This is a genomic window from Agromyces allii, assembly GCF_009749385.1.
GTDB classification, from domain to species: domain Bacteria; phylum Actinomycetota; class Actinomycetes; order Actinomycetales; family Microbacteriaceae; genus Agromyces; species Agromyces allii.
The window spans coordinates 82,762-109,143 of record NZ_WBIN01000010.1; the positions used below are offsets into that span (position 1 = coordinate 82,762).

Annotated in this window: 20 protein-coding genes; 8 read left to right on the forward strand and 12 right to left on the reverse strand. The window is 71.2% G+C overall.

Going from position 1 to position 26,382, the window contains the following annotated elements; all coding sequences use genetic code 11:
* The first annotated feature begins 115 nt into the window (after window positions 1–115).
* Window positions 116–2,632: a carboxypeptidase regulatory-like domain-containing protein gene (locus GQR16_RS13115; protein ID WP_157415600.1), complete on the forward strand. Its 2,517-nt coding sequence runs from the start codon at window positions 116–118 to the stop codon at window positions 2,630–2,632.
* A gap of 178 nt (window positions 2,633–2,810) precedes the next feature.
* On the opposite strand, the gene GQR16_RS13120 is transcribed toward GQR16_RS13115, so the two are convergent.
* From GQR16_RS13120 to GQR16_RS13175, 12 genes are all read right to left on the reverse strand, one after another.
* Window positions 2,811–4,373, reverse strand: coding sequence for an APC family permease (locus tag GQR16_RS13120; RefSeq protein ID WP_157415601.1), 1,563 nt, complete (start codon window positions 4,371–4,373; stop codon window positions 2,811–2,813).
* Window positions 4,370–5,347, reverse strand: a complete 978-nt coding sequence (locus GQR16_RS13125) for a universal stress protein (RefSeq protein WP_157415602.1) — start codon at window positions 5,345–5,347, stop codon at window positions 4,370–4,372. Before GQR16_RS13125 ends, GQR16_RS13120 begins: the two co-directional genes overlap by 4 nt.
* Window positions 5,347–6,747: a flavin monoamine oxidase family protein gene (locus tag GQR16_RS13130; RefSeq protein ID WP_281351388.1), complete on the reverse strand. Its 1,401-nt coding sequence runs from the start codon at window positions 6,745–6,747 to the stop codon at window positions 5,347–5,349. Before GQR16_RS13130 ends, GQR16_RS13125 begins: the two co-directional genes overlap by 1 nt.
* Window positions 6,748–6,833: 86 nt before the next feature.
* Window positions 6,834–8,306: an NAD-dependent succinate-semialdehyde dehydrogenase gene (locus tag GQR16_RS13135; protein WP_157415604.1), complete on the reverse strand. Its 1,473-nt coding sequence runs from the start codon at window positions 8,304–8,306 to the stop codon at window positions 6,834–6,836.
* 146 nt (window positions 8,307–8,452) lie between these two features.
* The gene (locus tag GQR16_RS13140) at window positions 8,453–9,766 is read right to left on the reverse strand and encodes a Glu/Leu/Phe/Val family dehydrogenase (protein ID WP_157415605.1); all 1,314 of its coding nucleotides are present in this window, start codon (window positions 9,764–9,766) and stop codon (window positions 8,453–8,455) included.
* Window positions 9,763–11,121, reverse strand: a complete 1,359-nt coding sequence (gabT, locus tag GQR16_RS13145) for a 4-aminobutyrate--2-oxoglutarate transaminase (protein WP_157415606.1) — start codon at window positions 11,119–11,121, stop codon at window positions 9,763–9,765. The genes GQR16_RS13140 and gabT overlap by 4 nt, the downstream gene beginning before the upstream one ends.
* Window positions 11,122–11,259: 138 nt before the next feature.
* A complete protein-coding gene (locus GQR16_RS13150) occupies window positions 11,260–13,149 on the reverse strand; it encodes an ABC transporter permease (protein ID WP_157415607.1) in 1,890 nt (629 codons plus the stop codon).
* 3 nt (window positions 13,150–13,152) lie between these two features.
* Window positions 13,153–14,322, reverse strand: a complete 1,170-nt coding sequence (locus tag GQR16_RS13155) for a type 2 periplasmic-binding domain-containing protein (RefSeq protein WP_157415608.1) — start codon at window positions 14,320–14,322, stop codon at window positions 13,153–13,155.
* Between the two features lie 135 nt (window positions 14,323–14,457).
* Complete coding sequence (locus tag GQR16_RS13160; protein WP_157415609.1) at window positions 14,458–15,582, reverse strand: ABC transporter ATP-binding protein; 1,125 nt, start codon at window positions 15,580–15,582, stop codon at window positions 14,458–14,460.
* Window positions 15,583–15,668: 86 nt separating this feature from the next.
* A complete protein-coding gene (locus GQR16_RS13165; RefSeq protein WP_157415610.1) occupies window positions 15,669–17,207 on the reverse strand; it encodes a DHA2 family efflux MFS transporter permease subunit in 1,539 nt (512 codons plus the stop codon).
* A gap of 30 nt (window positions 17,208–17,237) precedes the next feature.
* A complete protein-coding gene (locus tag GQR16_RS13170) occupies window positions 17,238–18,875 on the reverse strand; it encodes an LVIVD repeat-containing protein (RefSeq protein WP_157415611.1) in 1,638 nt (545 codons plus the stop codon).
* 140 nt (window positions 18,876–19,015) lie between these two features.
* A complete protein-coding gene (locus tag GQR16_RS13175) occupies window positions 19,016–19,981 on the reverse strand; it encodes a LysR substrate-binding domain-containing protein (protein ID WP_157415612.1) in 966 nt (321 codons plus the stop codon).
* 83 nt (window positions 19,982–20,064) lie between these two features.
* Here GQR16_RS13175 and GQR16_RS13180 point away from each other — a divergent pair, with 83 nt between their 5' ends.
* The 7 genes from GQR16_RS13180 to GQR16_RS13210 are packed head-to-tail and all read left to right on the forward strand — an operon-like array spanning window position 20,065 to window position 26,381.
* Window positions 20,065–21,585, forward strand: coding sequence for a 2-hydroxymuconic semialdehyde dehydrogenase (locus GQR16_RS13180; RefSeq protein WP_157415613.1), 1,521 nt, complete (start codon window positions 20,065–20,067; stop codon window positions 21,583–21,585).
* Window positions 21,582–22,469: a 2-keto-4-pentenoate hydratase gene (locus tag GQR16_RS13185; RefSeq protein ID WP_211373511.1), complete on the forward strand. Its 888-nt coding sequence runs from the start codon at window positions 21,582–21,584 to the stop codon at window positions 22,467–22,469. The genes GQR16_RS13180 and GQR16_RS13185 overlap by 4 nt, the downstream gene beginning before the upstream one ends.
* Window positions 22,466–23,470 carry an acetaldehyde dehydrogenase (acetylating) gene (locus tag GQR16_RS13190; RefSeq protein ID WP_157415614.1) on the forward strand — a complete coding sequence of 335 codons (1,005 nt, stop codon included), beginning with the start codon at window positions 22,466–22,468 and terminating at the stop codon, window positions 23,468–23,470. Before GQR16_RS13185 ends, GQR16_RS13190 begins: the two co-directional genes overlap by 4 nt.
* Complete coding sequence (gene dmpG, locus GQR16_RS13195; RefSeq protein ID WP_157415615.1) at window positions 23,467–24,534, forward strand: 4-hydroxy-2-oxovalerate aldolase; 1,068 nt, start codon at window positions 23,467–23,469, stop codon at window positions 24,532–24,534. The genes GQR16_RS13190 and dmpG overlap by 4 nt, the downstream gene beginning before the upstream one ends.
* Window positions 24,531–25,373, forward strand: a complete 843-nt coding sequence (locus GQR16_RS13200) for a 2-keto-4-pentenoate hydratase (RefSeq protein WP_157415616.1) — start codon at window positions 24,531–24,533, stop codon at window positions 25,371–25,373. Before dmpG ends, GQR16_RS13200 begins: the two co-directional genes overlap by 4 nt.
* Window positions 25,366–25,860 (forward strand): RidA family protein, encoded by a 495-nt coding sequence (locus GQR16_RS13205; protein ID WP_157415617.1) that lies wholly within the window; start codon window positions 25,366–25,368, stop codon window positions 25,858–25,860. The genes GQR16_RS13200 and GQR16_RS13205 overlap by 8 nt, the downstream gene beginning before the upstream one ends.
* The gene (locus GQR16_RS13210) at window positions 25,857–26,381 is read left to right on the forward strand and encodes a 3-hydroxyanthranilate 3,4-dioxygenase (protein ID WP_157415618.1); all 525 of its coding nucleotides are present in this window, start codon (window positions 25,857–25,859) and stop codon (window positions 26,379–26,381) included. Before GQR16_RS13205 ends, GQR16_RS13210 begins: the two co-directional genes overlap by 4 nt.
* The last annotated feature ends 1 nt before the right edge of the window (window position 26,382 follow it).

A 26,382-nucleotide genomic window follows, 5' to 3' on the forward strand; every position in this document is an offset into this window, starting at 1 on the left:
TCTCCTCCCGCCGCACCCATCTGCGCCCCAGCAGCACGGGGAGTGCTGCCCATGGCCGCGACATCGAGGGCTGCCTAGCGTGAACACGCAGGCAGACGACGACGGAAGGGCACCCATGAACTCCCCAGACCTCGCACGACCCTCGCGGCCGGGCGGTCGCAGACTCCTCGGAGGGATCGCGGCCATCGCGATGGCCCTCGGCCTCGTGGCCGTCGGCGCCCCCGCCGCGAACGCCGCCGAGCCCGCCGCGGGCTCGATCACGGGCGTCGTCACGGGCGAAGCCGGCGCGCCGTTGGAGGGCGTGCTCGTGCAGCTCTTCCACTGCGACCCCGACTTCGATCCGACGCAGCAGGCCGACTGCTGGACCCTCCTGTGGGCGAACGGGCAGAGCGCCAAGACCGCTGCGGACGGCACGTTCGCGATCGAGGGCCTCGAGCCGGGCACCTATCGGGCCGCACTCGGGCCGCAGGCCGCGACCGCGCAGTACGTGCGCGAGTACTGGGACGGCGCGCAGACGCTCGAGGCCGCGACCGACATCGAGGTGCCGGCCGGTGCCGCCGCGACGATCGCGCCGACGCTCGAGGTCGGGGCCACCGTCTCGGGCACCGTGGTCGACGGCGACGGTGCACCCGTGTCGGGCGCCTACGTCTACGCCTACCTCTCGGGCGACCTGAACAGCACCCGCGGCGGCGCCTCGGTCGCCGCCGACGGCAGCTATGCCATCACGGGCCTGCCCGCCGGCGAGTACGTGCTGAAGTCCGGGCCCGGATGGGGCAGCACGACCGAGCTCGTCGACGAGTACTGGCAGGACGTCTACACGGCCGATGCCGCGACCCGCGTCGACCTGACCGCCGGCGCCGCCTTCACCGCCGACTTCGCCCTGAACGCGGGCGCGGCCATCGAGGGCACCGTCACGACCGGCGGAGCACCCGTCGAGGGCGTCGCGGTCTCCGCGACGTACGCGGGCTCGCCCGATCGATGGGTCGACACGGTCACCGCCACCACGGCCGCCGACGGAACGTACCGGCTCGCCGGACTCGAGCAGGCCGACTACGTGGTCGGCTTCTCGGACCACGACGGCGATCTCGGCCAGCAGTACTGGCAGGGCGTCGCCGACCGCGCCTCGGCGACGACGCTCACCGTCGCGCCGGGCGACGTGATCGACGGCATCGACGCGGAGCTGACCGCGGGCGGCTCGATCTCGGGCACCCTCACCGAGAACGCCGCAGGCGAGGGCGCCCCCTCGGCCGGCGCGTACTTCGACGTGCTGCGCGAGAACCCCGCCGGCGCCTGGGAACGGGTCACCTCGGCCCAGTCGACCGCCGACGGCGGGTACCGCGTGTCGGGCCTCGCTCCCGGCGAGTACACGGTGCTGACCTACGGCTCGTCGAGCGCCCGCTGGGCCGCCACCTACCACGGCGGGGGCTACTACCCCGAGGATGCCGCGGCCGTCACGGTCGCCGCGTCGGCCGAGACCGCCGACGTCAACGTCGAGACCCGCCCCGGCGTCTCGATCAGCGGCCGCATCACCGACGAGCACGGCGGGGCCGCTCCCGATGCCCGACTCGTGCTCCTGTACGAGCGCACCCCCGGCAACTGGGTCGAGCCGCCCGCGCACGGCGGCGCCGGAGACGACATCTCGTACATGGCCGGCGGCATGCCCCCCGGAAACTACATCGCGAAGTTCGAGGACCGCGGCGCATCCGCGGAGCCCTACGCCACCCAGTTCTGGCAGAACGCGGCGACGCAGGCCGAGGCGACCGTGCTCGAGGCGCCGAACGGCGGCGCGTTCGAGGGCGTCTCCGCGGTCATGACGCGCACCGCACCCGAGCCCGAGCCCGCTCCCACGCCGACCGTGACGGGCACCGCCCAGGTCGGCCAGGCGCTCACGGCCGCGGCCGGCGACTGGGGGCCCGGCGCCGAACTCGCCTACCGGTGGCTCGCCGGCGGCGACCCCGTCGACGGCGCCACCGCGGCCGAGTTCACGCCCGCCGATGCCGAGGCGGGCAGCGCGATCACCGTCGAGGTCACCGGCATCCGCCCCGGCGAGCCCGCGCTCGTCGCGACCTCTGCGCCGACCGCCGCGCTGCTGCCGCGCTTCGCGGACGTCACCGGGACGGGCGGTCACACGGCGAATGTGCGCTGGGCGGGGGCCGAGGGCGTCATCGACGGCGTCCGCGGCGCCGACGGCGTCGTGCGCTTCGACTCGACCCGCGCCGCGACCCGGTCGACCATCGCGGTCGCGCTCTACCGTCTGGCCGGATCGCCCGAGTTCGCGCTCCCCGCGAAGCCGACGTTCCGCGACGTGCCCGCGAGCCACGAGGCCTACGCCGCGATCGAGTGGATGAAGCGCGAGGGCATCACCTCGTCGACCGGGTCGTTCAGCCCGTCGGCCGCCCTCAAGCGACAGGAGGCCGCCGCGTTCCTGTACCGAGCCGCCGAGCCGGCCTTCGCGGCACCCGCGAAGGCGACGTTCAGCGACGTGCCGAAGGGCTCGACGTACTTCACGTCGATCGAGTGGCTCGCCGCCGAGCGCATCACGACCGTCAAGGGAACCTTCGGTCCGACGAGCACCGTGACGCGCGAGGCCCTCGCGACCCTCCTCAAGCGCTGGGATGCGCTGGCGGACTGACCGGGTCGCCGCGCGAACGCGCGAAGGCGCACGAAGAAGGAAAGGATGAGGCCGCCCCCCGGTGTCGCGGGAGGCGGCCTCATCTGTCTGTGGGCGCCGAGCGGCGCTGGTCTCGATACGGCGCTGGTGCGCCGACTCGACCGGCGACCGGCGAACCGGCGGCGCGGCGGGAGCGGGGCTACTCGCTCGCGACCGCCCGCGACAGCGTCTCGCCGCGGAAGAACGCCGGGCGCTTGCGCCACTGCCACAGCATCACGACGACGCCGCCGAGCAGCACGACCATGCCGAGCACGAACACGAGCCCGACCCCGCCGACCGAGGAGCCGGAACCGTAGTCGGGGTCCATCGAGTCGATGAGCGTGGTGAAGAACAGCACGCCGAGGATCACGCCGCCGATGAGCGGCGCGAGCAGGGTGTAGACGACGTTGCGCACCGACCTGAACCAAACCTTGCGGAAGAACCAGACGCAGGCGAACGCCGTGATGCCGTAGTAGAAGCAGATCATCATGCCGAGCGCCGTGATGGTGTCCCAGAGCACGTTCTCGCTGAGCAGGCGCATGACGGTGTAGAAGACCGATGCGACGATCGCCGAGACGATGGTCGCGTACCCGGGCGTGAAGAAGCGCGGGCTGACGCTCGCGAACTTCTCGGGCATCGCGCCGTAGTGGCCCATGGCGAGGAGGGTGCGCGCGGGCGACACGAAGGTCGACTGCAGGCTCGACGCCGAGCTGGTGAGCACCGCGAGCGAGACGAGCACCGCGAGCGGGCCGAGGATCGGACCGGCGAGGTGGAAGAACACGTTGTCCTGGATGTCGGGGTTGCCGAGTCCGTACTCGCCGGTGCCGACGCCGGCGAAGGCGATCAGCGAGACCGAGATGAGCAGGTAGAGCACCACGATCGTGACGACGGTGATGGTCGCCGCGCGGCCGGGGGTCTTGTCGGAGCCCCGCGTCTCCTCGTTCATCGTCAGGGTCACGTCCCAGCCCCAGAAGATGAAGATCGAAAGCGACAGCCCGGCGGCGAACGCGGAGAACGACTCGACCGCGAACGGGTTGAACCACGACAGCTCGATGGGCGTCGCGTCGAACGCGTTGCCGTTGGCCGTCTCGATGAGCGCTGCGACCGAGAAGGTCACGAGCACGAGGATCTGGAACCCGACGAGCCAGTACTGCAGCTTCTGTGTGGTCTGCATGTCGCGGTACGACACCCAGGTCGCGCCGAGCATGAAGAGCAGGCACACCGCGATGTTGATGAACGGGTTCAGGGCCAGGTCGGCGATGCCGGGGTTGCCCGAGACCTGCGCGATGAGCAGGAACAGGAAGTCGACGGCGATGCCGGCGAGGTTCGAGAGCACGAGGATGGTGGCGGCCACGAGCCCCCACCCGGCCATCCAGCCCACCCAAGGGCCGAACGCGCGCGTCGCCCAGGTGAAGGACGTGCCCGAGTCGGGCATGCGCTTGTTGAGCTCGCGGTAGCCGAGCGCCACCAGCAGCATCGGGATGAACCCGACGAGGATGATGGCCGGAACCTGCACGCCCACTTCCGACACGGTCGGGCCGAGGGCCGCCGTCAGCGTGTAGGCCGGGGCGATGCAGCTGATGCCGATGACGATCGCGCCGATCAGGCCGACCGATCCGGCCGAGAGGCCCTTCTTCGAGAGACCGCCCTGCTCGGAGGCGTCGACGGCGGCGCTCGCGGAGGTGAGCGGTGCGCTCGACGCGGGATCGGGTTGGTTCGTCATGATGCGGCCTTTCCGGTCGTGCGCGACCCGTTGGCACGGGGTCCGTTGGAGCGCGGCACGACGATCATCGGCACCGGCAGTTCGCGCAGCATCTTCGACGCCGTCGAACCGAGGAAGAGGTGGCTCGGGGTCGCCAGGCGGCTCGAGGCGACGAGCACGATCTCGCCCTCGTGCCAGTCGAGGCTGCGGACGGCGGCCTCGATCGTGTCGCCCGTGGCGACCTCGGCCGTGGTCTCGACGCCGGCGGGCAGCGCGCGCTTGGCGGCCACGAGAACCTCGTCGGCGTGCGCCTCGCTCGTGAGCTCCGCGAGGCCCTCGTCCATGCCGGCGGGCAGGTCGATCGGCACGAGCGAGAGCAGGCGGAGCGGAGCGCGCATGGCCTTCGTGAGGCGCACGGCGGCGTCGAGCAGCACGCCTGCGCCGGGTCGCGTGCCGAGCGCCGCGGTGATGCGGGAGACGCCGACGGATGCCGCGAGCTCGCGTGATCCGGAGGGCGCGAGCGCCACGGGCACATCCGACGAGTGCAGCAGCTCGTTGGCGACCGACCCGATGCGCGAACGCCCGAGGATGCCGCCGCGAGCGGCGCCCACGACGATGAGCGACGCCCCGAACTCGTGCGCGGCCGCGATGAGTCCCTCGGCGAAGGACTCGGCGTAGCGCACGTGCAGCGACTGCGCGACCTCGGCGTCGAGCTTGGACGACGCCTCGGTCAGCCACTCGCGCGAGCGTGCCTTGAGGTGGCGCTCGTAGCCGACGTCGGAGGGCACCGTGCTCGAGCGGGCCTCGCTCGGGAGCACCATGACGACGTCGAGCTGCGCCTCGCTCGCGGTCGCGAGACGGGTCGCGAGGGCCAGCGCGTCGGCGCCGCTCTCGTTGGCCGTGTAGCCGACCACGATGCGCGGCAGCGCGGCATCCGCCCCGGATGCCCCCGATGCCGCCGATGCCGCCGACGCGCCCGGCGCCCCCGCGTTCATCAGCCGGCCAGGATCTCTGCGGCGACCTCGCGGCCCACCCGGATCGCGCCGTCGACGTGCTGGTAGCCCTTGCCCGCCATGTCGCTGCACGAGAAGTGGATCGGACCGACGGGCGCGCGGAGATCGGAGCCGTATCGAGCCAGTCCGCCCATGTCGAAGCTCGCCGCGTACGCGCCGCGGGTCCACTCCTCGGAGCCCCAGTCGGACTCGTAGTAGACGACCGGGTTCTTCGTCTGCTCGCCGTAGTAGTGCGACATCGACTCGAGGATGCGCTCCTTGCGCTCCTCGGCCGAGAGCGTGAAGACGCCGTCGGCCTCCTCGTCGGAGACGAAGCCGACGAGCGTGCCGCGCGGGTCGTCGTGGTTGGAGTTGTCGTAGGCCTCGTGCACGAGCTCGTAGGGGCTGAACGCCGTGCCGCTCAGGCCGTCTTCGCGCCAGAACGGCGTCTCGTAGACGGCGTGCACCTTGATGACGAAGCCCATCGAGAGGTGCTGGTGCAGCTGGTGCTGGCGGCGCGGCAGCGGCGGCTCGTACGAGATGCGGCTGATGAGCACGGGCGGCACGGCGACGATCACGCGCTGGGCGTGCACCTCGAGCGACTCGGTGACGGCGACGACGCCCTCGGCGAGGTTGTCGGGGTTCCAGCGGATGGTGCGCACGGGCTGGCCGAGGCGCACGGCGCCGCCGAGCTTGGCCGCGAGGCCGAGCGGCACCTGCTGCAGGCCGCCGACGACGCGCTTGTCGAGGATGAAGTCGGCGTCGACGAGGTTCGAGAACGAACCCGCCGAGGCGGCCATGAGCAGTGCCTGCAGCGCCGAGAACGCGTGCGCGGGCTTGGTGAGCATCGCACCGGCGATGAACATGCCGATGTTGAGCTTGGCCTCTTCGTCGTCGGTCTGCGTGCCGAGCCACTCCGCGAAGCTGACCTCGTCGAGCTCCTTCGCGCGCGGGTGGGCCCACGGCGCGTCGGGGTCGATCTCGGCGACGAGCGCGTCGAGCTTCTCGATGAGGCCGACGATCTCGCCCTCGGTCTTCGCGGGCACCGGGAAGATGTCGCCCTCGAAGAGGCGGCGTTCGCCGGTCTCGCCGATGTAGACGTTCTCGCCCTCGCGGTAGCGCGAGTAGGTCTCGAGGCCGAGGTCGGCGATCGTCTCGATCAGGGCGTCCTGGTCGGGCGAGACCCACTGGCCGCCGATCTCGAGCATGGCGCCGTCGATGTCGTCGGTCCAGAGGCGGCCGCCGATGCGGTCGCGCGCCTCGAGCACGACGACGGACTTGCCGGCGTCCTTCAGCTTGTTCGCGGCGGTGAGGCCCGAGGCCCCCGCTCCGACGATGACGACGTCGCAGTCGATGCGTTCCATGGTGTTTCTCCGCTTTCGGTTCGCGTGATCGCGCGTGATGCGCGGGATTCAGGTGACTCGGTCGAGTCGAGAGAAGGGGGCGGGCGGATGCCGCGGCGCGACGCCGGGACATCCGCTCGACTCGCTCAGTCCACCGGGACGAGCGTGTACTTCGTGTCGAGGTATTCGTGGATGCCCTCGAGCCCGCCCTCACGGCCGATGCCCGACTGCTTCACGCCGCCGAACGGTGCGGCGGCGTTCGAGACGAGGCCCGTGTTGAGCCCCATCATGCCGGTGGCGAGGCGCTCGATCATGCGGTGGCCGCGCGCCAGGTCCTGCGTGAAGACGTACGAGATGAGTCCGTACTCGGTGTCGTTGGCGAGGCGCACCGCTTCGTCCTCGTCGGAGAACGTGGTGATGCCGAGCACCGGGCCGAAGATCTCCTCGGCGAGCAGGCGGCTGCCGGCCGCGACGCCCGCGAGCACGGTCGGCGCGTAGAACGTGCCGTCGCCGTCGATGATGCGGGTGCCGCCCGTGAGCACGCTGGCGCCGCGCGAGACGGCGTCCTGCACGAGCGCGTCGGTCGAGTCGACGGCCTTGTCGTCGATGAGGGGGCCGATGTTGACGCCGTCCTCGGTGCCGCGGCCGACCTTCATGGCCTTGACGCGCTCGGCGATGCGGGCCGCGAACTCGTCGGCGACCGACTCGTGCACGATGAAGCGGTTCGCCGCGGTGCAGGCCTGGCCGATGTTGCGGAACTTCGCGACGAGGGCGCCTTCGACGGCCTTGTCGAGGTCGGCGTCGCCGAAGACGACGAAGGGGGCGTTGCCGCCGAGCTCCATGCTCGTGCGGAGGATGCCGGTCGCGGCCTGCTTCATCAGGGCGCGGCCGACGCCGGTCGAGCCGGTGAAGCTCAGCTTGCGCAGGCGCGGGTCCTCGATGATCGGGCCCGAGACCGCCGACGAGGTCGAGGTCGGGATGACATTGACGACGCCCTTGGGCAGGCCGGCCTCCTCGAGCAGCTGCACGAACGCGATGGTCGTGAGCGGCGTGAGTGCCGGCGGCTTGATGACCACGGTGCAGCCGGCGGCGAGCGCGGGCGCGATCTTGCGCGTCGCCATCGCGAGGGGGAAGTTCCACGGGGTGATGAAGAACGAGGGGCCGACGGGGCGCTGCGAGACGATCATGCGGCCGGTGCCCTCGGGGTTCAGGCCGTAACGGCCCGAGATGCGCACGGCCTCCTCGCTGAACCAGCGCAGGAACTCGCCGCCGTACACGACCTCGCCGCGCGCTTCGGCGAGCGGCTTGCCCATCTCGAGCGTCATGAGGAGCGCGAACTCCTCCTTGCGCTCCTGGAGCAGGTCGAAGGCCTTGCGCAGCAGCTCGCCGCGAACGCGGGGGGCGGTCTTCGCCCACGACTCCTGCACGGCCACGGCGGCATCGAGCGCACGGATGCCGTCGGCGGGCGAGGCGTCGGCGATCTCCTTGATCACGGCGCCCGTCGCGGGGTCGTGCACGGCGAGGGTCTTGCCGCCCTCGGCGTCGACCCAGTCGCCGCCGATGAAGAGGCGGGTCTCGACGGCGTCGAGGACGGTCGATTCGAGCGTTGCGTTCGTCATAAGCGTGTGACTTCCGTTCGAGGTCTCGTGCGGGGTGATCGGTTCGTGCCGGCGGAGCTGCGGTTCGTGCTGGTTCGGCTGATGGGGGGCCTCGAGCCGCCCGGATGCGGTGCCATCCGGGCGGCTCGAGGAGTTCGTCCGGTGGATCAGGGGTACAGGCCGCGGAGGCGGTGCGCGTCGGCGACGCGCTCGACGGCGAGCGCCGTCGCGGCGGTGCGAAGCGAGAGCCCCCTGGTCTCGGCGTATCCCAGCACGTGCTGCCACGCGTTGAGCATCCGCTCCTCCAGTCTGGACTCCACCTCGTCGGCGCGCCACCAATAGGCCTGATTCGCCTGGACCCATTCGAAGTAGGAGACGATGACACCGCCCGCGTTCGCGAGGATGTCGGGCACCACGAGGATGCCGCGCTCGCGCAGGATGGCGTCGGCCGCGGGGGTCGTCGGTCCGTTCGCGCCCTCGACGATGACCCGGGCACGCACGTCGCCGGCGTTGGACTCGTGCAGCACGCCCTCGACGGCGGCGGGCACGAGCAGGTCGACGTCGAGCGTGAGCAGCTGGGCGCCGTCGATGGGCTCGGAGCCCGCGAAGCCGACGACCGAGCCGCTGGCGCGCACGTGGTCGGAGAGCGCCTCGATGTCGAGTCCGGCGGCGTTGTAGACCGCGCCGTACTGGTCGCTGACGCCCGCGACGCGCACGCCCGCTTCGGACAGGAACCGCGCGGCATCCGCACCGACCTTGCCGAAGCCCTGCACGGCGGCGGTCGAGCGCGAGGGCTCGATGCCGGCGTGGCGGAGTGCGGCGAGCGCGATGTGGGTCACGCCCCGGCTCGTCGCCGAGGCGCGACCCAGCGATCCGCCGAGCGCGATGGGCTTGCCGGTCACGATGCCGGGCACCGTGTAGCCGCTGGCGACGGAGTAGGTGTCCATCATCCAGGCCATCGTCTGCTCGTCGGTGCCGATGTCGGGCGCGGGGATGTCGCGCTCCGGGCCGATGATCGGCAGGATCTCGCTCGTGTAGCGGCGGGTCACGCGCTCGAGCTCGGCCTTGGAGTGCTCGCGGGGGTCGATCGCGATGCCGCCCTTCGCGCCGCCGTACGGCACGTCGAGCAGGGCGCACTTCCAGGTCATCCACATGGCCAGCGCCCGCACCTCGTCGATGTTGACGTTGGGCGCGTAGCGCAGGCCGCCCTTCGCGGGGCCGCGCGAGAAGTTGTGCTGCACGCGGTGGCCCACGTACAGGCGGCTCTCGCCGGAGTCCATGCGCAGCGGCACGGCGACCGTCAGTTCACGACGCGGGGTCGCGAGCATGCGGTGCAGCCCCTCGGGGTAGCCGAGCAGGGCGACGGCCTCCGAGAGCTGCGCACGGGCATCCGTGAGCGGGGTGGCGATGTGGTCGACGGATGCCGGTGCATCCGCAATGCGTGCGGTCGACGTCGTCGTCGCCGCGAGCAGGTCGGTCATGCGTTCTTGAGCCCTTCTGCGACGACCTGCAGGCCCTCGATGAGGAGGTCGTCCGAGATGGTGAGCGGGGGGAGGAAGCGGATCACGTTGCCGTAGGTTCCGCAGGTGAGCACGAGCACGCCCTGCGAGTGGGCGTACGCGGCGACCTTGCTCGTGAGCGCGGCGTCGGGTGCGCCGGTCGAGGGGTCGACGAGTTCGATCGCGACCATCGCGCCGCGGCCGCGGACGTCGCCGATGCGCGCGTCAGTGGTGCGCAGGGCGTTCAGGCGGCCGATGAGCACGGTGCCGATCTCCTTGGCGCGCTCGATGAGGCCGTCCTCTTCGTAGGCCTCGATCGAGGCGAGCGCGGCGACGCAGGCCATCGGGTTGCCGGTGTAGGTGCCGCCGAGGCCGCCGGGGCCCGCGGCGTCCATGATCTCGGCGCGGCCGGTGACCGCGGAGAGCGGCAGGCCGCCCGCGATGCCCTTGGCCGTGGTGATCAGGTCGGGCACGATGCCCTCGTGGTCGCTGGCGAACCAGGCGCCGGTGCGGCCGAAGCCGGTCTGCACCTCGTCGGCGATGAAGACGACGTCGTTCGCGCGGCACCACTCGACGAGCGCCGGGAGGTACCCGGCGGCGGGCACGATGAAGCCGCCCTCGCCCTGGATGGGCTCGATGATCATGGCGGCGAGGTTCTCGGCGCCGATCTGCTTCTCGATCTGCGAGATGGCCTTGGCCGCGGCATCCGCGCCCGAGAGGCCGCCGTCGCGGAAGGGGTAGCTGAGCGGCACGCGGTACACCTCGGGCGCGAACGGGCCGAAGCCGTTCTTGTACGGGATGTTCTTGGCCGTGAGGCCCATGGTGAGGTTCGTACGGCCGTGGTAGGCGTGGTCGAACGCGACGACGGCCTGCTTCTTCGTGTACGCGCGGGCGATCTTCACGGCGTTCTCGACGGCTTCGGCGCCGGAGTTGAACAGTGCGGAGCGCTTGGCGTGGTCGCCGGGGGTGAGCTCGTTGAGCTTCTCGGCGACGTCGACGTAGGAGTCGTACGGGGCGACCGTGAAGCACGTGTGCGTGAACGCGTTGAGCTGCTCGGTGACGGCCGCGACGACCCGCGGGTTCGCGTTGCCGACGCCCGTGACGGCGATGCCCGAGCCCAGGTCGATGATGGAGTTGCCGTCGGCGTCGACGAGCACTCCGCCGCCGCCGGCGACGACGGCGATCGGGATGGTGGTGCCGACGCCCGAGGCGACGGCTGCGGCCTTGCGCGCCATGAGCTCCTGCGAGCGCGGGCCCGGGATGGCGGTGACGAGGCGGCGCTCCTGCGGGAGCGTCGGTCCTCCGGTGACGGTGGCCGTGGTGTCGACGATGGTCATGACGGGCTCCTCTTCAGGTGACGACGGTGGCGGTGCGCCCAATGCTAGGTCGCGGCATCCGGATGTCGCACCGCCCCGTCGTACACTTGGAGCCCGTTCACTCGACGCCGCGTACAACCGCGTCGAGCAACGGTTCCGTCAGCGCCTGGCCAGCTGCCTGCGCTCCTCGAGGTCCTGCGCGGCGACCGCGCGGGTGTCGGGGGCGACCGGGTCGGCCGGGGGCACCACGTCGGCCGTTCCGACGCCGGGGATCGGGTTGCGCCGCTTCGCGCGGCCGATCGCGAAGAGCGAGACGACCCACTGCAGGCCGTACCCGATCGCGAAGACGAGCAGCGTGAAGATCAGCGCCATCGCAGCACCCTGGTCGGGCTGGTAGAGCTGCGCCGAGCGCGGGCTGATCATCGCGTACATGTAGACCGAGAGCGGACGGGACTCGGGCGTCGCGAGGAACGCCGGGAGGGTGAACTCGTTCGTGCCGAGCACGAACATCTGGATCCACACGGCGAAGACGGTCGGCATGAGCAGCGGGGCGACGATGCGGCGGAATCCCTCGAACGGGCTCGCGCCGCTCACGAGCGCGGCCTCCTCGAGCTCCATGCGGATCTGCAGCGTCGCGCTGTATCCTGCGCGGTAGGCGATCGACACCCGGTACGAGTACGCGATGATCAGCGCCACGATGGTGCCCGCCAGCGGGATCACCGGGTTGATGACCATGAAGGTGAGGAACATCGCGAAGCCCGCGATGACCGCCGGGATCGCGACCGACGACGAGGCGAACAGGTCGACGGCCTTGGTCCACCCGGTGCGCCTGGCCCGCGCGATGCCGTAGGCGAGCACCGTCGCCGCGACGCACGCGATGGTCGCGCTGCCGCCCGCGATGACCAGCGTGCGGCCCAGCGAGGCCCAGAACTCCGGGTCGGCGAGCACGGCGCCGAACGAGCCGAACTGCGTCTGCGTGACCAGCGCCTCGAACGAGAACGCGATCGGGTACGGCGTGATCGCCGACCAGAACAGGGCGAAGAGCGGAAGGACCGCGGTGAGCATCACGAAGACGAGGATCGCGAGCATGACCGGGATCTTCCACGCGCCGAGCTTCATGACCGTCGGCCGGAACCCCTTGCCGGAGATCGAGGCGCGCCGCTCGGCGTTGCGCGTCGCCCGGAGGTAGATCACGAACGCGATCGTCGTGATCACGAGGAACACGCACCCCCACGCTGCGGCGAGGCCGTACTGCGGCAGCTCCCCCGCACCCGCGCTGATGAGGTTCCAGAGCTTGAGGGCGAAGATCGACTTGCCGGACTCCTGGCCGAACAGGAGCGGCACCTCGAGGCTGCCGAGGCCGAGGATGAACGTGAGCACGGCGACGCCGAGCAGGCCGGGCCAGAGCATCGGCAGCGTGACGCGGCGGAGCGTCTTGGCCCACGAGGCGCCCGAGACCCGCGCGGACTCCTCGAGCGAGCCGTCCATGCTCGTGAGGATCGGCACGATCATCAGGTACGGGAACGTCACGTTCGTGAGCGCCTGGATCACCGTCATCGTGACGAACGAGTACGGGTCGATCACGAGGTCGCCCGGCAGCAGGCGCAGCAGCTGGTTCAGCACGCCCGACTCGGGCGAGAGCATGAGCAGGTACGCCTGCGCCTTGACGATCGGCGGAATGATGAACGGCACCACGACGAGCACCGAGATCACCCGGCGGAGCGGGGCGTCGGTGCGCACCGTGACCCACGCGAGCCCGAACGCCATGAGCAGCGAGAGCACCGTGGAGCCGCCCACGAACGCGGCGGTCGAGCCGAGCACGGCCCAGAAGTCGTCGCGGAGGCTCCACAGGGTGACGAAGTTCTCGACCGACCACTTCGCGGTCGAGACGCCGAAGGGCAGGAACGGACCACGGAAGGCCGTGATCACCTGTACGGCCAAGGGGATCGCGAGGAGGAGGAAGATCACCGCTCCGGCGATGATCGTCGCGATCTTCATCGAGGTCGGCCGAGTGCGCTCGACCTTCGTGGTCCGTCCTGCCTGAGACACGTGTTATCCGTTCAGTGCCGCGTCGGCGGCGTTGATCATGGCGATCCAGTCATCGCGGGTGTCGACCGTCTCGGTGATGGCGCCGCCCTCGAGGCCTTCGAGCAGCGCGGTGGAGTTGGTCTGCATGAGCCCGGTGGCCGAGTCGAACAGCGAGGTCGGCAGGCCCGGGTAGGGCACCTGCGTCGTCGAGAAGCGCTCGTCGGTCATGCGCAGCTCGAGCCAGTCGGGGTTGTAGGCGTTCCAGAGCGACCAGAGCATGCCGCCGGCCGGGTTCTTCGCGTCGACGTTGACGCCCGAGAACTGGGCGAAGACGCCGGCGTCCTCGTAGGGCGAGACCGACAGGCTCGGGTTCGGGTTGAACAGGGTCTGGCCGAGGGCGATCGGCACGTCGCCGCTCGAGAGCGGCGAGTCCTGGTCCTCGAGCACCTGGAGGTTGCCCGACGACTTGAGGTCGCCGATCAGCCCGGTCATGGCGTCCTCGCCCTTGTCCATGCCGTAGCCGGCGAACACGTTGGCGTTGTAGCTCGCGACCGAGACCTTGCCCTCGTACTGCGGGTCGAGCAGTCCGTCGAGCGTGTCGGGCGCCTCCGCCTTGTCGGTGTTGACCTGCATGAGCGAGCCGTTGACGCTGTCGGGCAGCATCTCGGGGGCGCCGATCGTGAAGAACTCCTTCGGCACGCCGAACTCGGTCCAGTCGACATCCGCCCAGTAGCCCTCGTCGGTCATCGTCGCGGCCGACACGAGCGAGCCCGAGATGACGTCGGTGTTGCGCGACCCGGTGGCCTTGGCCGAGATGATCGCCGACGACAGGTTGTAGGTCAGGCCGCGCGTCTCGATCTTCAGGTCGGGGTAGACCGTGTTGAACTCGGCGATGACGTCGGGCGAGAGCTCGTACCAGTCCCAGATGACCAGCCGACCGCCGTCGGTCGCCTTCGCCGTCTCGTAGAGGGCGTCCATCTGCTTCGAGATCTCGGGCCAGTAGTCCTCGTAGAAGTTCTCGCAGCGGGTAACCGCGCCGACCTCCACGGCGTCGCAGGCGGCGAGCTCGACCGGGCCGCCGGTCGGCTCGATCGCGCCGGAGGCCGCTGATCCCGTCGAACTGCAGGAGCTGAGCAGCAGCATGCCCGCGGCCGCGAGGGCCACCATTCCGTTCCGTGCTGTGGGTGATGTCATGATCCGGGTTTCCTTTCTCGGTGGCGCACTTCCATGGGGGTGTTGCCGGTGATGCCGGTGTGGCGGGTGGTGATGTTGCGGGTGGTGATGTTGCGGGTGGTGATGTTGCGGGTGGTGATGTTGCGGGTGGTGCGTCTAGGCCGCGAGCACGCGGCACGCCTGCGGGGTCAGTTCGATGAAGATCGGGTCGCCGAGCGACGGCGAGTTCAGCGGGGCTCCGCGGCCGACGATGGTGCCGACCGCGGTCTGTCCGCTGAGGATCTCGGCCTCGTACTCGACGATCTCGCCGAGGAACTCGACGCGCACGACGCGGGCCGGGAGCAGGTTCGGCCGATCGGGAGCGACCTCGTGCCAGCGCACGCTCTCGGGGCGGAAGGTGACGGTCACGTCGGCGCCGGTTCCGAACGTGTCCGGGCACGGGGTGACCAGTCGGGCGCCGAAGGCCTCGACGAGCGCGTCGCCGTCGCCGTCGCGACCGCGCACGACCGCGGGGATCATGTTCACGCGGCCGACGAAGTCCGCGACGAAGCGGTCGGCCGGCTGGTAGTAGAGGTCGCGCGGTGCGGCCTCCTGCACGATGCGGCCCTGGTTCATCACGGCGACCCGGTCCGACATCGACAGCGCCTCGGACTGGTCGTGCGTGACGTAGAGCGCGGTGATGCCGAGGCGCTGCTGCAGCGAGCGCAGCTCGTTGCGCATGGTGTCGCGGAGCTTCGCATCGAGGTTCGAGAGCGGCTCGTCGAGCAGCAGCAGCTTCGGGCGGTGCGCGAGGGCTCGGGCGAGGGCGAGGCGCTGCTGCTGCCCGCCCGAGAGCGCGGTGGCGGGGCGGTGGGCGTAGCTGTCGAGCTGCACGAGCTCGAGCGCCTCCATGGCCCGCTTCCTGGCCTCCTTCTTGGGCAGCTTGCCCGCGGCGACCTGGAGCGGGAACACCGCGTTCGCGAACACGGTCATGTGCGGCCAGATCGCGTAGTTCTGGAACACCATGCCGATGTCGCGCTTGTCGGGCGAGATATGCCTCGTGCCGGTCGAGAGCACGTTGCCGTCGAGCGAGATCTCGCCGCCGTTGCTGTTCTCGAGGCCGGCGACGCACCGCAGCGTCGTCGTCTTGCCGCAGCCCGACGGGCCGAGCAGCGACGTGAACGTGCCGGGCTCGATGGTGAACGTGACGCCCTTGACGACCGGAACCTCGGCGCCGTCGAGCTCGTAGTGCTTCTCGAGGCCGTCGACGACGAGCCGACCGCCTCCGCTTTCGTGCGTCATTCGGTGCTCAACTTTCGGGTGGCGGTTTCTGTATTTTGGATCCAGCGGGTGGGTGCGGATGCCGCGGGCGGGCGCTTCGACGACCATCAGCGCTCGGCACCCGGCGTCGACGGGACTGCGGTGGCGGGGGTGGCGCGCGGCTCGCCCCATCCGACGGTGACCTTCGGCTTCGCGAAGAACGTCACCACGACGGCGCAGAGCGCGAACCCGGCGACCGCGAGCCACAGCGACTGCGCCATGGCGGCCGAGAACCCGGGCACGAGCTCGGGCGGCAGCGCCCCGCCCTCGCCCGGCCGCACCTGCTCGCCGGACGCACCGGGCAGGTGCGCGGCGAGGCTGTAGCTCATGAGTGCCGCGACGGCCGCAGAGCCGAGCACCGACCCGACCTGACGGGTCATCGTGTAGACGCCCGACCCGGCACCGGCGCGGGCCGGCGGCAGATTGCGCGTCGCGGTCGACGCGAGCGGGGCGAACACGCCCGAGATGCCGAGCCCGAGCAGCGCCGACGGCAGCAGCAGCGCCCAGTACGGGACATCCGGACCGAGGAGGGCGCTGTACGAGCCGAGCGCGAGCGCCGAGAGCGACAGTCCCGCGAGCGCGACCCACTTCGGGTCGACGCGGTCGCTGAACCGCCCGACGAGCGGAGAGAGCACGCCCGAGACCACGGCCATGGGCACGAACATGAGCGCGGCCTGCGACGGGGTCAGCCCGCGCGCCACCTGGAAGTAGTACGCGAGCGGCAGCGGCATGGCCGTCATCGCGAGGCCGACGAGCGAGATCGCGACGTTCGACAGGGCGAAGTTTCGGTCGCGGAAGAGGCCGAGCGGCAGCAGCGGCTCGGCGCGGTTGAACGCCTGCCACACGACGAAGCCCGCGAGCACGACGACGCCCGAGATGATGAGCCCCCACACGGTGATCGGCCCGACGATGGTGCCCCAGTCGTAGGTCGCCCCCTCCTGGATGCCGAACACGACGAGGAACATGCCGACCGCGCTCAGCAGCACGCCGAGCCAGTCGAACCGGTGCGCGTGCGTCTCGAGGTTCGGCACGAGGCGCCAGGCTGCGACGAACGCGACGATGCCGACGGGCACGTTGACGAAGAAGACCCACTCCCAGCCCAGCGTGTCGACGAGCACGCCGCCGAGGATCGGGCCGACGAGCGTCGCGACGCCCGCGACCGAGCCCCACAGGCCCATCGCCGCGCCCCGCTGGTTCGGCGGGAAGATGCGGGCGATGACCGCCATCGTCTGCGGGGTCATGAGCGCGGCGCCGAGGCCCTGCACCGCCCGCGCGGCGATGAGCGTCTCGATGTCGCCCGACAGCCCGCACCAGAGCGACGCGAGCGTGAACACCACGAGCCCGACCAGGTAGACCCGCTTCGGGCCGAACCGGTCGCCGAGCCGCCCGGTGATGAGCAGCGGCACCGCGTAGGCGAGCAGGTAGGCGCTCGTCACCCAGATCACCGCGGTCAGGTCGGTGTTCAGGTCGGCGAGGATCGCCGGGTTCGCGATCGACACGATCGTCGTGTCGACGAGGATCATGAAGAACCCGATGACGAGCGCCCAGAGGGCGGGCCACGGCCGGGTGGCCCGACTGGCGGTGGGGTTGTTCGCGGTCTGATGCATGGTCGGCTTTCGCAGGGGGTCTCGGCCGGGTCAGTCGGCGACGGATGCCGCGGGCGGCGGCACTGCGGCCGGCAGCCCCACGACGGGCTCGCCGAGCAGCGGCGTCGAGACGGCGTAGATGCCGTGGTTCGCGAACACCCAGATGAGGTTGCGGTCCCACTCGACGAAGACGCCGTGCACGGGTGCCGCCAGGTCGTCGTCGTCCTTCAGCCCCATGGGCGGCACGAAGTACGCGCCGACCTTCGGGTCCTCGGGGTCGCGCACGTCGAAGATCTGCACGCCGGCCGCGTAGAACGCGTACGGGATGACGCCGCCGTGCGGCGTGCCGGTGTTCGTGAAGTAGCCCGAGCGCTTCGGCCCGAACGACCCGCGGCGCTGCGCCCAGTCGGTGAACTTCGCCTCTGCCGGGGGCAGGGGGCGGGGCAGCGTGCGCACGAGCTTCGGCTGCGTGGGGTCGCTCACGTCGATCTGGTAGATCTCCTTGGCCGGCTCGTAGCAGTCGGTGTTCATCGGGTAGCCCGAGACGTAGACGTACCCGGTCTCCTCGACCTGGGTGGTGTCGACGTTGTCGCCCTCGGTCCCGGCGACGCTCGACGGCAGCTCGCACCATCCGACGTGGTGGATGTTCGAGGGGTCGGAGACGTCGAGCACGAAGAAGCCCTGGCCGCCCTGGGCCGCGTAGGCGTACTTCGCACCGGATTCGACCGAGCGGGGCAGGAACACGCCCATGCGCGAGCCGAACCACGAGGTCTTGTTGTTCCAGCGGTCGTTGCCCGCGAGGTACTCGGAGTCGGCCTCCTCGCCCTCGCGGGTGCCCGGGACCCACCAGGTCGAGAGCAGCTCGGGCTTCGACGGGTCGGAGACGTCGTAGGCGGCGTGACCGGCGGCCCAGAGCGTCGTCTTGTAGGGCTGGTTGGTGAAGGTGTTGTCGGGCGCGGTCGCGACGAACAGGTACTTGTCGCCGTAGTAGACGGGCAGGTCGAGGACGCCGTTGCCCTCCTGGATCTCGTCGGGACCGTGGTTCGGGTCGGTCGAGGTCTCGTTGACGATGGTCCAGTCGCGCGGGCTCGGGCCGTGCATCTCGAACGTGCGGAAGCCGCGGAGGCCCTCCCATTCCTTGAGCTGGCCCTCGACGGTGTCGTCGATCCACTTGTTGGCCACACGGCCCTTGAGGAAGTAGCGGGGCGTCTCGCTCGCCTGGATCGCGAAGTGCTTGCCGAGCTTCTCGTTCCACTGCACGGTGGTGGCACCGAACTGGGGGCGGGGGTCGCCCCAGCCCCACTGCTCCTCGTCGACGATCTTCAGGTCGCGCGGGTCGGTGATGTCGTAGAGCTTCCAGTGGTTGCCGCCGCCGTAGTGCAGCATGTACCGGGTGCCGTCCCAGTCGTAGATGCACTGCCACGAGTGGCTCGTGTTCACGACGATCGGGTAGAACGCCTCGGCATTCGCGTTCAGCGCGTAGGTCTGGGGGTCGCGGTAGTCGAGCTGCCCGGGCCAGTCGACGAACACGTCGCGCGGCACCGACGGCGTGAGCGCGGGCGGCAGGAAGGTGCCGTCGGGCTGCATGCCCCAGCTGGCAGGATCGGGGTCGACCGGCTCGCCTTCGACGCGCACGAAGTCGTCGGGGTTGTACTTCTTGGCGTCGGGTACGTACGGAGAGCCGGCCATGTCGCCTCCAGGTTGGGCAGGTGATCGGATGTGTCGACGCAGGGGGCGTCGTTCATCCCAGCGTCGCCAGCGCGACCGATGCTGTCCAATGACTATCCGGCTCGGAGCTATGACCGTTCGGGCATATCAGCCCGCAGGCATCAGCCCAGCGGGCGGAACTCCGTCTGCGCGTACTCGCGCTCGAGCGCGGCGAGCAGCGCTCCCTCTTCGCGGAGGTGCACGAGCAGGGCCGCGGCGGCCGCCGAGGGCGCCCGGTCCTTCGGCATCGTGACCCCGACCGACCGGCGGATCGAGCTCAACGGGGTCGGCAGGATGCGGAGCTCGCCGTCGTCGACCGCGATGAACATCGGCAGGGCCGCGATGACGTCGGTCGACACGAGGAGGTTGCGCAGCGTCAGCATCGACGTGCACTCGACGCGGTCGGCCGGCAGCGGAAGGCCCTCGTGGAAGAAGACCGCCTCGAGCTCGGCGCGGAGCGCGGTCTGCGCGACGGGGAAGATCCACGGGTAGGCGATGAGGTCGGCGAGCGACGTGCGCGACCCCGTGTGCACGGGGTGCCCGGCGCGGGCGACGAGCCGGATCGGCTCCTGGTGCAGGCGCTCCTGCTCGAGGCGCACCGGCACGGTCGGCGAGAGTCGCCCGACGGTGAGGTCGAGGTCGCCCGCGAGCAGCAGTTGCTGGAGCGTGTCGGGGGTGCCCTCGCGCACGACCACGGTGAGCCGCGGATGCTCGGCCTTGAGGCCCGCGATGGCCCGGGGCAGCAGCAGGTTCGAGCCCGCGAGGTGCGTGCCGACGGTGACCGTGCCGAGCTGGCCCGACTGCAGCAGCCGCACCTCCTCGCCCGCGATGCGGAGCTCGGCGAGCACCGACCGGGCGCGCTCGATGAACGGCCGGCCGTACTGCGTCGGCACGACGCCGCGCGGCAGCCGTTCGAAGAGCGGAACGCCGAGCAGGTCCTCGACCTCGCGCAACCCGCGCGTCACGACGGGCTGCGTGATGTGCAGCGATTCGGCGGCGCGCACGAGCGTGCCCTCGTCGGCGATGGCCGTGACGAGCACGAGGTGCCGGATCTTCAGTCGTCCGTCGAGGATGCGATCAGTGCTCACGATCCGGAACTATAGCCGTGCGGGCATGGCACTGCCACAAAGGGGCATTTGTCGGCATCGACGCGAGTTCCTAGCCTGATCGCATGACCACCCGGACGACGACGTCGCTGCCTGAGACGGCCCAAGCCACCCAGACGAGCGGCCAGGCGACTCGCCAGCTGCGCAACTTCATCGGCGGCGAGCCCGTCGACGGTGTGCGCACGTTCGCCAAGCTGAACCCGATCGACGGCACGCTCGCCGCCGAGGTGCACGAAGCCGGGCGGCACGAGGTCGACCGCGCGGTCGCCTCGGCCCGCGCGGCACTCGAGGGCCCGTGGGGGCGGATGACGGTCGGCGAGCGTGCGACGATCCTGCGACGCATCGCCGACGCGATCGAGCGCCGGTTCGACGACCTCGTCGAGGCGGAGGTGGGCGACACCGGCAAGCCGGAGGCCCTCGCCCGCGACCTCGACGTCGCACGGGCTGCCGCGAACTTCCGCGCGTTCGCCGACGTCGTGTCGGCGGCCGGCCTCGACTCCTACCTGACCGAGTTCCCCGACGGACGCCGGGCCCTGAACTACGCGGTGCGCAAGCCGCTCGGCGTGGTCGCCGTGATCGTGCCGTGGAACCTCCCCCTGCTGCTCCTCACCTGGAAGCTCGCACCCGCGCTCGCCTCGGGCAACGCCGTCGTCGTCAAGCCCTCGGAGGAGACGCCGTCCTCGGCGACCCTGCTCGCCGAGATCCTCGTCGAGGCGGGCCTGCCCGCTGGCGTCGTCAACGTCGTGCACGGGTTCGGCGCCGATTCGGCCGGTGAGTTCCTCACGACGCATCCGGGCATCGACGGCGTCACGTTCACGGGCGAGTCCTCGACCGGATCCGCGATCATGCGGGCCGTCGCGCCCCGCGTGCGCCCCGTGTCGTTCGAGCTCGGCGGCAAGAACGCCGCCGTCGTGTTCGCCGACGCCGACCTCGACGCGGCGATCGCCGGCCTCGCCCGCTCGACCTACCTGAACACCGGGCAGGTCTGCCTCTGCACCGAGCGCATCTACGTCGAGCGGTCCGTCTTCGCCGACGTGGCCGCCGGACTCGCCGAGCAGGCCGCCCGGCTCCGCCTCGGCCGGCCCGAGAACCCGGCCACGACGACCGGTCCGCTCATCTCGCGGCAGCACCGCGAGAAGGTGCTCTCGTACTTCGAGCTCGCCCGGCAGGAGGGCGCGACCGTGCTCGCCGGCGGCGGCATCCCGAACCTCGGCGACGGGCTCGACACCGGATTCTGGATCGAGCCGACCCTGCTCACGGGGCTCGACAACTCGCACCGCACCGTGCGCGAGGAGATCTTCGGCCCCGTGGCCACCCTCATCCCGTTCGACACCGAGGAGGAGGCGATCGCGCTCGCGAACGACACCGAATACGGCCTCGCCGCGGTGACGTGGACGCGCGACCTGACCCGCGGGCACCGCGTCGCCCAGCGCATGCGCGTCGGCATGTCGTGGGTCAACACCTGGTACCTGCGCGACCTCCGCAGCCCGTTCGGCGGTGTCGGCCTCTCGGGCATCGGCCGCGAGGGCGGCCTCCACTCGCTCGGGTTCTACACCGAGCCGACGAACGTGTGCGTGCAGCTGTGAGCGGCCAGACCACGCCGGCCTGGCCCGGCGAGTGGCCCGAGGCGGATGCCGCGGCCGCCGCCTCCCCGACCACGTCGCCCGCCGTGCGGGCGGCCGACGAGCGGCTCCGGCTCGCCGCGGCATCCGGAACCGCGTGCGCCCCGGTGCGCGACCTCATCGGCGACACCGACCAGGACGCGGCGTACGCCGTGCAGTCGCTCGGCATCGAGCGGCGCCTCGCCGACGGGCGGCGCATCGTCGGCCGCAAGATCGGCCTCACCTCCCCCGCCGTGCAGGCGCAGTTCGGCGTCTTCTCGCCCGACTACGGGGTGCTGCTCGACGACATGATCCTCGGCGACCGCGAGCCGCTCGACCTCTCCCGATTCCTGCAGCCGCGCGTCGAGGCCGAGGTCGCCTTCGTGCTCGGCCGCGACCTCGACTCCCCCACGACGCACGTCGCCGACGTGATCCGCGCGACCGAGTTCGTGCTGCCCGCGATCGAGGTCGTCGACTCGCGCATCGCCGGCTGGGACATCCGCATCGCCGACACCATCGCCGACAACGCGTCGAGCGGGGCCGTCGTGCTGGGCACCACCCCTCGGTCGCTCGACGGACTCGACCTCACGTCGGTCGGCATGAGCCTCGACCGCGACGGCGAGCCGGTCTCGACCGGGTCGGGCGCGGCCTGCCTCGGCAGCCCGGTCATCGCGGTGGCGTGGCTCGCGCGGGCGGTCGCCGGGCACGGACGCCCGCTCCGTGCGGGCGAGATCATCCTCTCTGGCGCCCTCGGGCCCATGGTCGCCGCGAGCGCCGGCGTGTACCGCGCTCGCCTCGACGGACTCGGCGACGTGCACGCGGACTTCACCGGCGCTCCCGCCGCTCTCTCGGAAGGAGCCGCCGCATGAGCACGGGCGTCGCCATCATCGGATCCGGCAACATCGGCACCGACCTGCTGATCAAGGTCAAGCGGCTCTCGAGCACGCTCCGCGTCGTCGCGATGGTCGGCATCGACGAGCACTCCGACGGGCTCGCCCGCGCGCGACGACTGGGCGTCGCGACGACCCACGAGGGCGTCGACGGACTGCTGCGCATGCCCGAGTTCGCCGACGTCGCGCTCGTCTTCGACGCGACCTCGGCCGGGGCCCATGCCCGCAACGACGCACTCGTGCGCGACCGCGGCCGCATCATGGTCGACCTCACGCCCGCCGCGATCGGCCCCTATGTCGTGCCCGTCGTGAACCTCGAGGAGCACCTCGACTCGTCGAACGTGAACATGGTCACGTGCGGCGGCCAGGCCACCGTGCCGATGGTCGCCGCCGTCTCGCGCGTCGCGCCCGTCGCCTACGCCGAGATCGTCGCCTCGATCGCCTCGAAGTCGGCAGGGCCGGGCACCCGCGCGAACATCGACGAGTTCACCGAGACGACCTCGCGCGCGATCGAGCGCATCGGCGGCGCCGACCACGGCAAGGCGATCATCGTGCTGAACCCCGCCGACCCGCCGCTCATCATGCGCGACACCGTCTTCTGCCTCGTCGAGCGCGGGGCCGCCGACCTCGACCGCGACGCCGTGCGCGCGTCGGTCGACGCCATGGTCGCCGAGGTGCAGGGCTACGTCGGCGGCTACCGCCTCAAGCAGCAGGTGCAGTTCGACGCGGTCGACGAGCCGTTCGTGCCGGCGCTCGGCCGAGCGTTCCGCGGCACGAAGGTCACGGTCCTCCTCGAGGTCGCGGGCGCCGGGCACTACCTTCCCGAGTACGCGGGCAACCTCGACATCATGACGAGCGCGGCGCTGCGCACGGCCGAGCGCCTCGTCGCCGCGCGACTGCTCGCGGGGTCCGAAGCCGCCGCAACCGGAGCCGCCGCAGAAGCAGCACCGGCACCAGCCCAGACGGGAGCCACCGCATGACCGCCGCAGCGACATCCGCCGCCCCTCGCGTGTACGTGCAGGACGTCACCCTGCGCGACGGCATGCACGCCGTCGCCCACCGCTACTCGGTCGAGGAGGTCCGCGACATCGCCGCCGCCCTCGAGGCCGCCGGCGTCGACGCGATCGAGGTCGCCCACGGCGACGGGCTCGGCGGCTCGAGCGTCGCCTACGGCCACGGCGCGAGCACCGACGAGCGCTGGATCGAGGCCGCCGCGTCGGTGCTCGACCGCGCGAAGCTCACCACGCTGATCCTCCCGGGCATCGGCACGATCGACCACCTCGCCCGTGCCCGCGACCTCGGCGTGCAGAGCGTGCGCGTCGCGACCCACTGCACCGAGGCCGACGTGGCCGCCCAGCACATCGGGTGGGCCCGCGACCACGGCATGGATGTCTCGGGGTTCCTCATGATGAGCCACCTCAACGACCCGCGCGGGCTGGCCGAGCAGGCGAAGCTCATGGAGTCCTCCGGCGCGCAGTGCGTGTACGTGACCGACTCGGGCGGGCGCCTCACCATGCAGGACGTCGCCGACCGCATCGACGCGTACCGCGACGTGCTCGACCCCGGCACCCAGATCGGCATCCACGCGCACGAGAACCTCTCGCTCAGCGTCGCGAACAGCATCACGGCCGTCGAGCACGGCGCCTTCCGCGTCGACGCCTCGCTCGCCGGTCAGGGCGCCGGGGCAGGCAACACCCCGATCGAGGCCTTCATCGCCGTCGCGAACCTGCTCGGCTGGGAGCACGGCTGCGACCTGTTCGCCCTGCAGGACGCCGCCGAGGAGCTCATCCGCCCGCTGCAGCGGCGCCCGGTGCGCGTGGACCGCGAGACCCTCACGCTCGGCTACGCCGGCGTCTACTCGAGCTTCCTGCTGCATGCCGAGCGTGCCGCCGAACGCCACGGGCTCGACGCCAGGGCGATCCTGATCGAGCTCGGGCGCCGCCGCATGGTCGGCGGCCAGGAGGACATGATCGTCGACGTCGCGCTCGACCTCGTCGCCGCGCGCGACGCGGAGCGCGACGCCGAACTGGAGCCCGCGCGATGAGCGGCACCGCGCTCCGCGACGACCTCGCCGCCGTGGCGCAGACGCTCGACCTGGCCCAGCAGCACGGCTCGCCCGTCGCGCAGTCGGGCACGGGCACGGGCACGGGCACCGGAACCGGCACAGCGATGACCCTGGCCGAGGCATACGAGGTGCAGCACCTGCTCGTCGCCCGCCGCGTCGCCCGCGGCGACCGGATCTCCGGGGTGAAGCTGGGCTTCACGAGCCGGGCGAAGGCGATCCAGATGGGCGTCGACGACGTCATCATCGGCTCGGTGACCGAGGGCATGCGCGTCGACGACGGCGGCGTGCTCGACGCCGCCGGGCTCATCCATCCGCGCATCGAGCCCGAGCTGGCCTACCTCATCGGCGCCGACGTGCCGGCCGACGCCGACGACGCCGAGCTCCGCCGGGCCGTCGTCGCGATCGCCCCCGCGCTCGAGATCATCGATTCCCGGTACCTCGACTTCCGGTTCGACCTCGAGGACGTCGTCGCCGACAACACCTCGGCCGCCGCCTACGTGATCGGCCCATGGACGGATGCGGCCGCGGCCGGCGACCTCGGCAACCGCGGTGTCCGCCTCGAGGTCGACGGTCGCCTGCGCGCGACCGGGTCGACCGCGGCGATCCTCGGGCACCCCGATCGGGCCCTCGCCACGGCGCTGCGGATGTCGCGCGCCCACGGCTTCGAGCTCCGCGCCGGCATGGTGCTGCTCGCCGGGGCCGCGACCGCCGCCGTGCCGCTGCCGCAGGGCGCCCACGTCGAGGCATCCGTCACCGGGCTCGGCAGCGTGTCGATGCGATTCGGCGGTGGCGGGAATGACGGTGACGGGCATGACTGACGCGAATGCAACCGCCATCACCGGCGCGAACGCGGCCGCCAGCCGCGCCATCACGGTCGAGGGCAAGGCGACGCCCCGCGGCCGGTTCCCGCACGTGAAGATCGCGGGCGACCTCGTGTACGTCTCGGGCACCAGCAGCCGACGCCCCGACAACACGTTCGAGGGCGCCGAGGTCGACGAGTTCGGCGTCACGACCCTCGACATCGCGGTGCAGACCCGCGCGGTGCTCGAGAACATCAGGGCCGTGCTCGCCGCGGCCGGCGCGAGCCTCGACGACCTCGTGCAGGCGACCACGTACCTCGTGAGCATGAACGACTTCGCCGGCTACAACGCAGTCTGGGCCGAGTACTTCGACGAGACGGGCCCCGCACGCACGACCGTCGCCGTGCACCAGCTGCCGCACCCGCTGCTGCTCATCGAGATCCAGGCCGTCGCCCGACGAGACCCGAACGCCATCATCAGCACCACCATCGAGGAGGAACCATGACCACCATCCCACCCGTGATCGATTTCCCGAAGTGGATCGAGGAGCACGAGCACCTGCTGAAGCCGCCGGTGAACAACAAGGCCGCGTGGACGCCCATGGGCGACTTCATCGTGCAGGTCGTCGGCGGCCCCAACCAGCGCACCGACTTCCACTTCGACCCGTACGAGGAGTGGTTCTACCAGTACCGCGGCAACATGCACGTGAACATCCAGACCGAGAACGGCCCGCAGCGCATAGACATCCGCGAGGGCGAGATGTGGCTGCTGCCCGGCAACGTCTTCCACTCCCCGCAGCGCCCGGAGGCCGGCTCGATCGGCATCGTGATCGAGCGCATCCGCGAGGAGGGCACGCTCGAGAAGTTCGCGTGGTTCTGCCCGAACTGCAACACGAAGGTGCACGAGGTCGAGCTGCAGGTCCGCGACATCGTCGAGGACCTCCCGCCCGTGTTCCGCGAGTTCTACGAGAGCGAGACCGGGCGCACCTGCCCGAACTGCGGCGAAGTCCACCCCGGCAAGGGCTGAA

Bases quoted from the DNA above. Each gene is read 5' to 3' on its own strand.
- GQR16_RS13190 (WP_157415614.1), top strand. From the start codon at position 22,466: ATGAGCACGGGCGTCGCCATCATCGGATCCGGCAACATCGGCACCGAC.
- GQR16_RS13140 (WP_157415605.1), bottom strand. From the start codon at position 9,766: ATGACCGACCTGCTCGCGGCGACGACGACGTCGACCGCACGCATTGCG.
- GQR16_RS13120 (WP_157415601.1), bottom strand. From the start codon at position 4,373: ATGACGAACCAACCCGATCCCGCGTCGAGCGCACCGCTCACCTCCGCG.
- GQR16_RS13115 (WP_157415600.1), top strand. From the start codon at position 116: ATGAACTCCCCAGACCTCGCACGACCCTCGCGGCCGGGCGGTCGCAGA.
- GQR16_RS13180 (WP_157415613.1), top strand. From the start codon at position 20,065: ATGACCACCCGGACGACGACGTCGCTGCCTGAGACGGCCCAAGCCACC.
- GQR16_RS13125 (WP_157415602.1), bottom strand. From the start codon at position 5,347: ATGAACGCGGGGGCGCCGGGCGCGTCGGCGGCATCGGCGGCATCGGGG.
- GQR16_RS13200 (WP_157415616.1), top strand. From the start codon at position 24,531: ATGAGCGGCACCGCGCTCCGCGACGACCTCGCCGCCGTGGCGCAGACG.
- gabT (WP_157415606.1), bottom strand. From the start codon at position 11,121: ATGACCATCGTCGACACCACGGCCACCGTCACCGGAGGACCGACGCTC.
- GQR16_RS13135 (WP_157415604.1), bottom strand. From the start codon at position 8,306: ATGACGAACGCAACGCTCGAATCGACCGTCCTCGACGCCGTCGAGACC.
- GQR16_RS13155 (WP_157415608.1), bottom strand. From the start codon at position 14,322: ATGACATCACCCACAGCACGGAACGGAATGGTGGCCCTCGCGGCCGCG.
- dmpG (WP_157415615.1), top strand. From the start codon at position 23,467: ATGACCGCCGCAGCGACATCCGCCGCCCCTCGCGTGTACGTGCAGGAC.
- GQR16_RS13170 (WP_157415611.1), bottom strand. From the start codon at position 18,875: ATGGCCGGCTCTCCGTACGTACCCGACGCCAAGAAGTACAACCCCGAC.
- GQR16_RS13165 (WP_157415610.1), bottom strand. From the start codon at position 17,207: ATGCATCAGACCGCGAACAACCCCACCGCCAGTCGGGCCACCCGGCCG.
- GQR16_RS13160 (WP_157415609.1), bottom strand. From the start codon at position 15,582: ATGACGCACGAAAGCGGAGGCGGTCGGCTCGTCGTCGACGGCCTCGAG.
- GQR16_RS13205 (WP_157415617.1), top strand. From the start codon at position 25,366: ATGACTGACGCGAATGCAACCGCCATCACCGGCGCGAACGCGGCCGCC.
- GQR16_RS13210 (WP_157415618.1), top strand. From the start codon at position 25,857: ATGACCACCATCCCACCCGTGATCGATTTCCCGAAGTGGATCGAGGAG.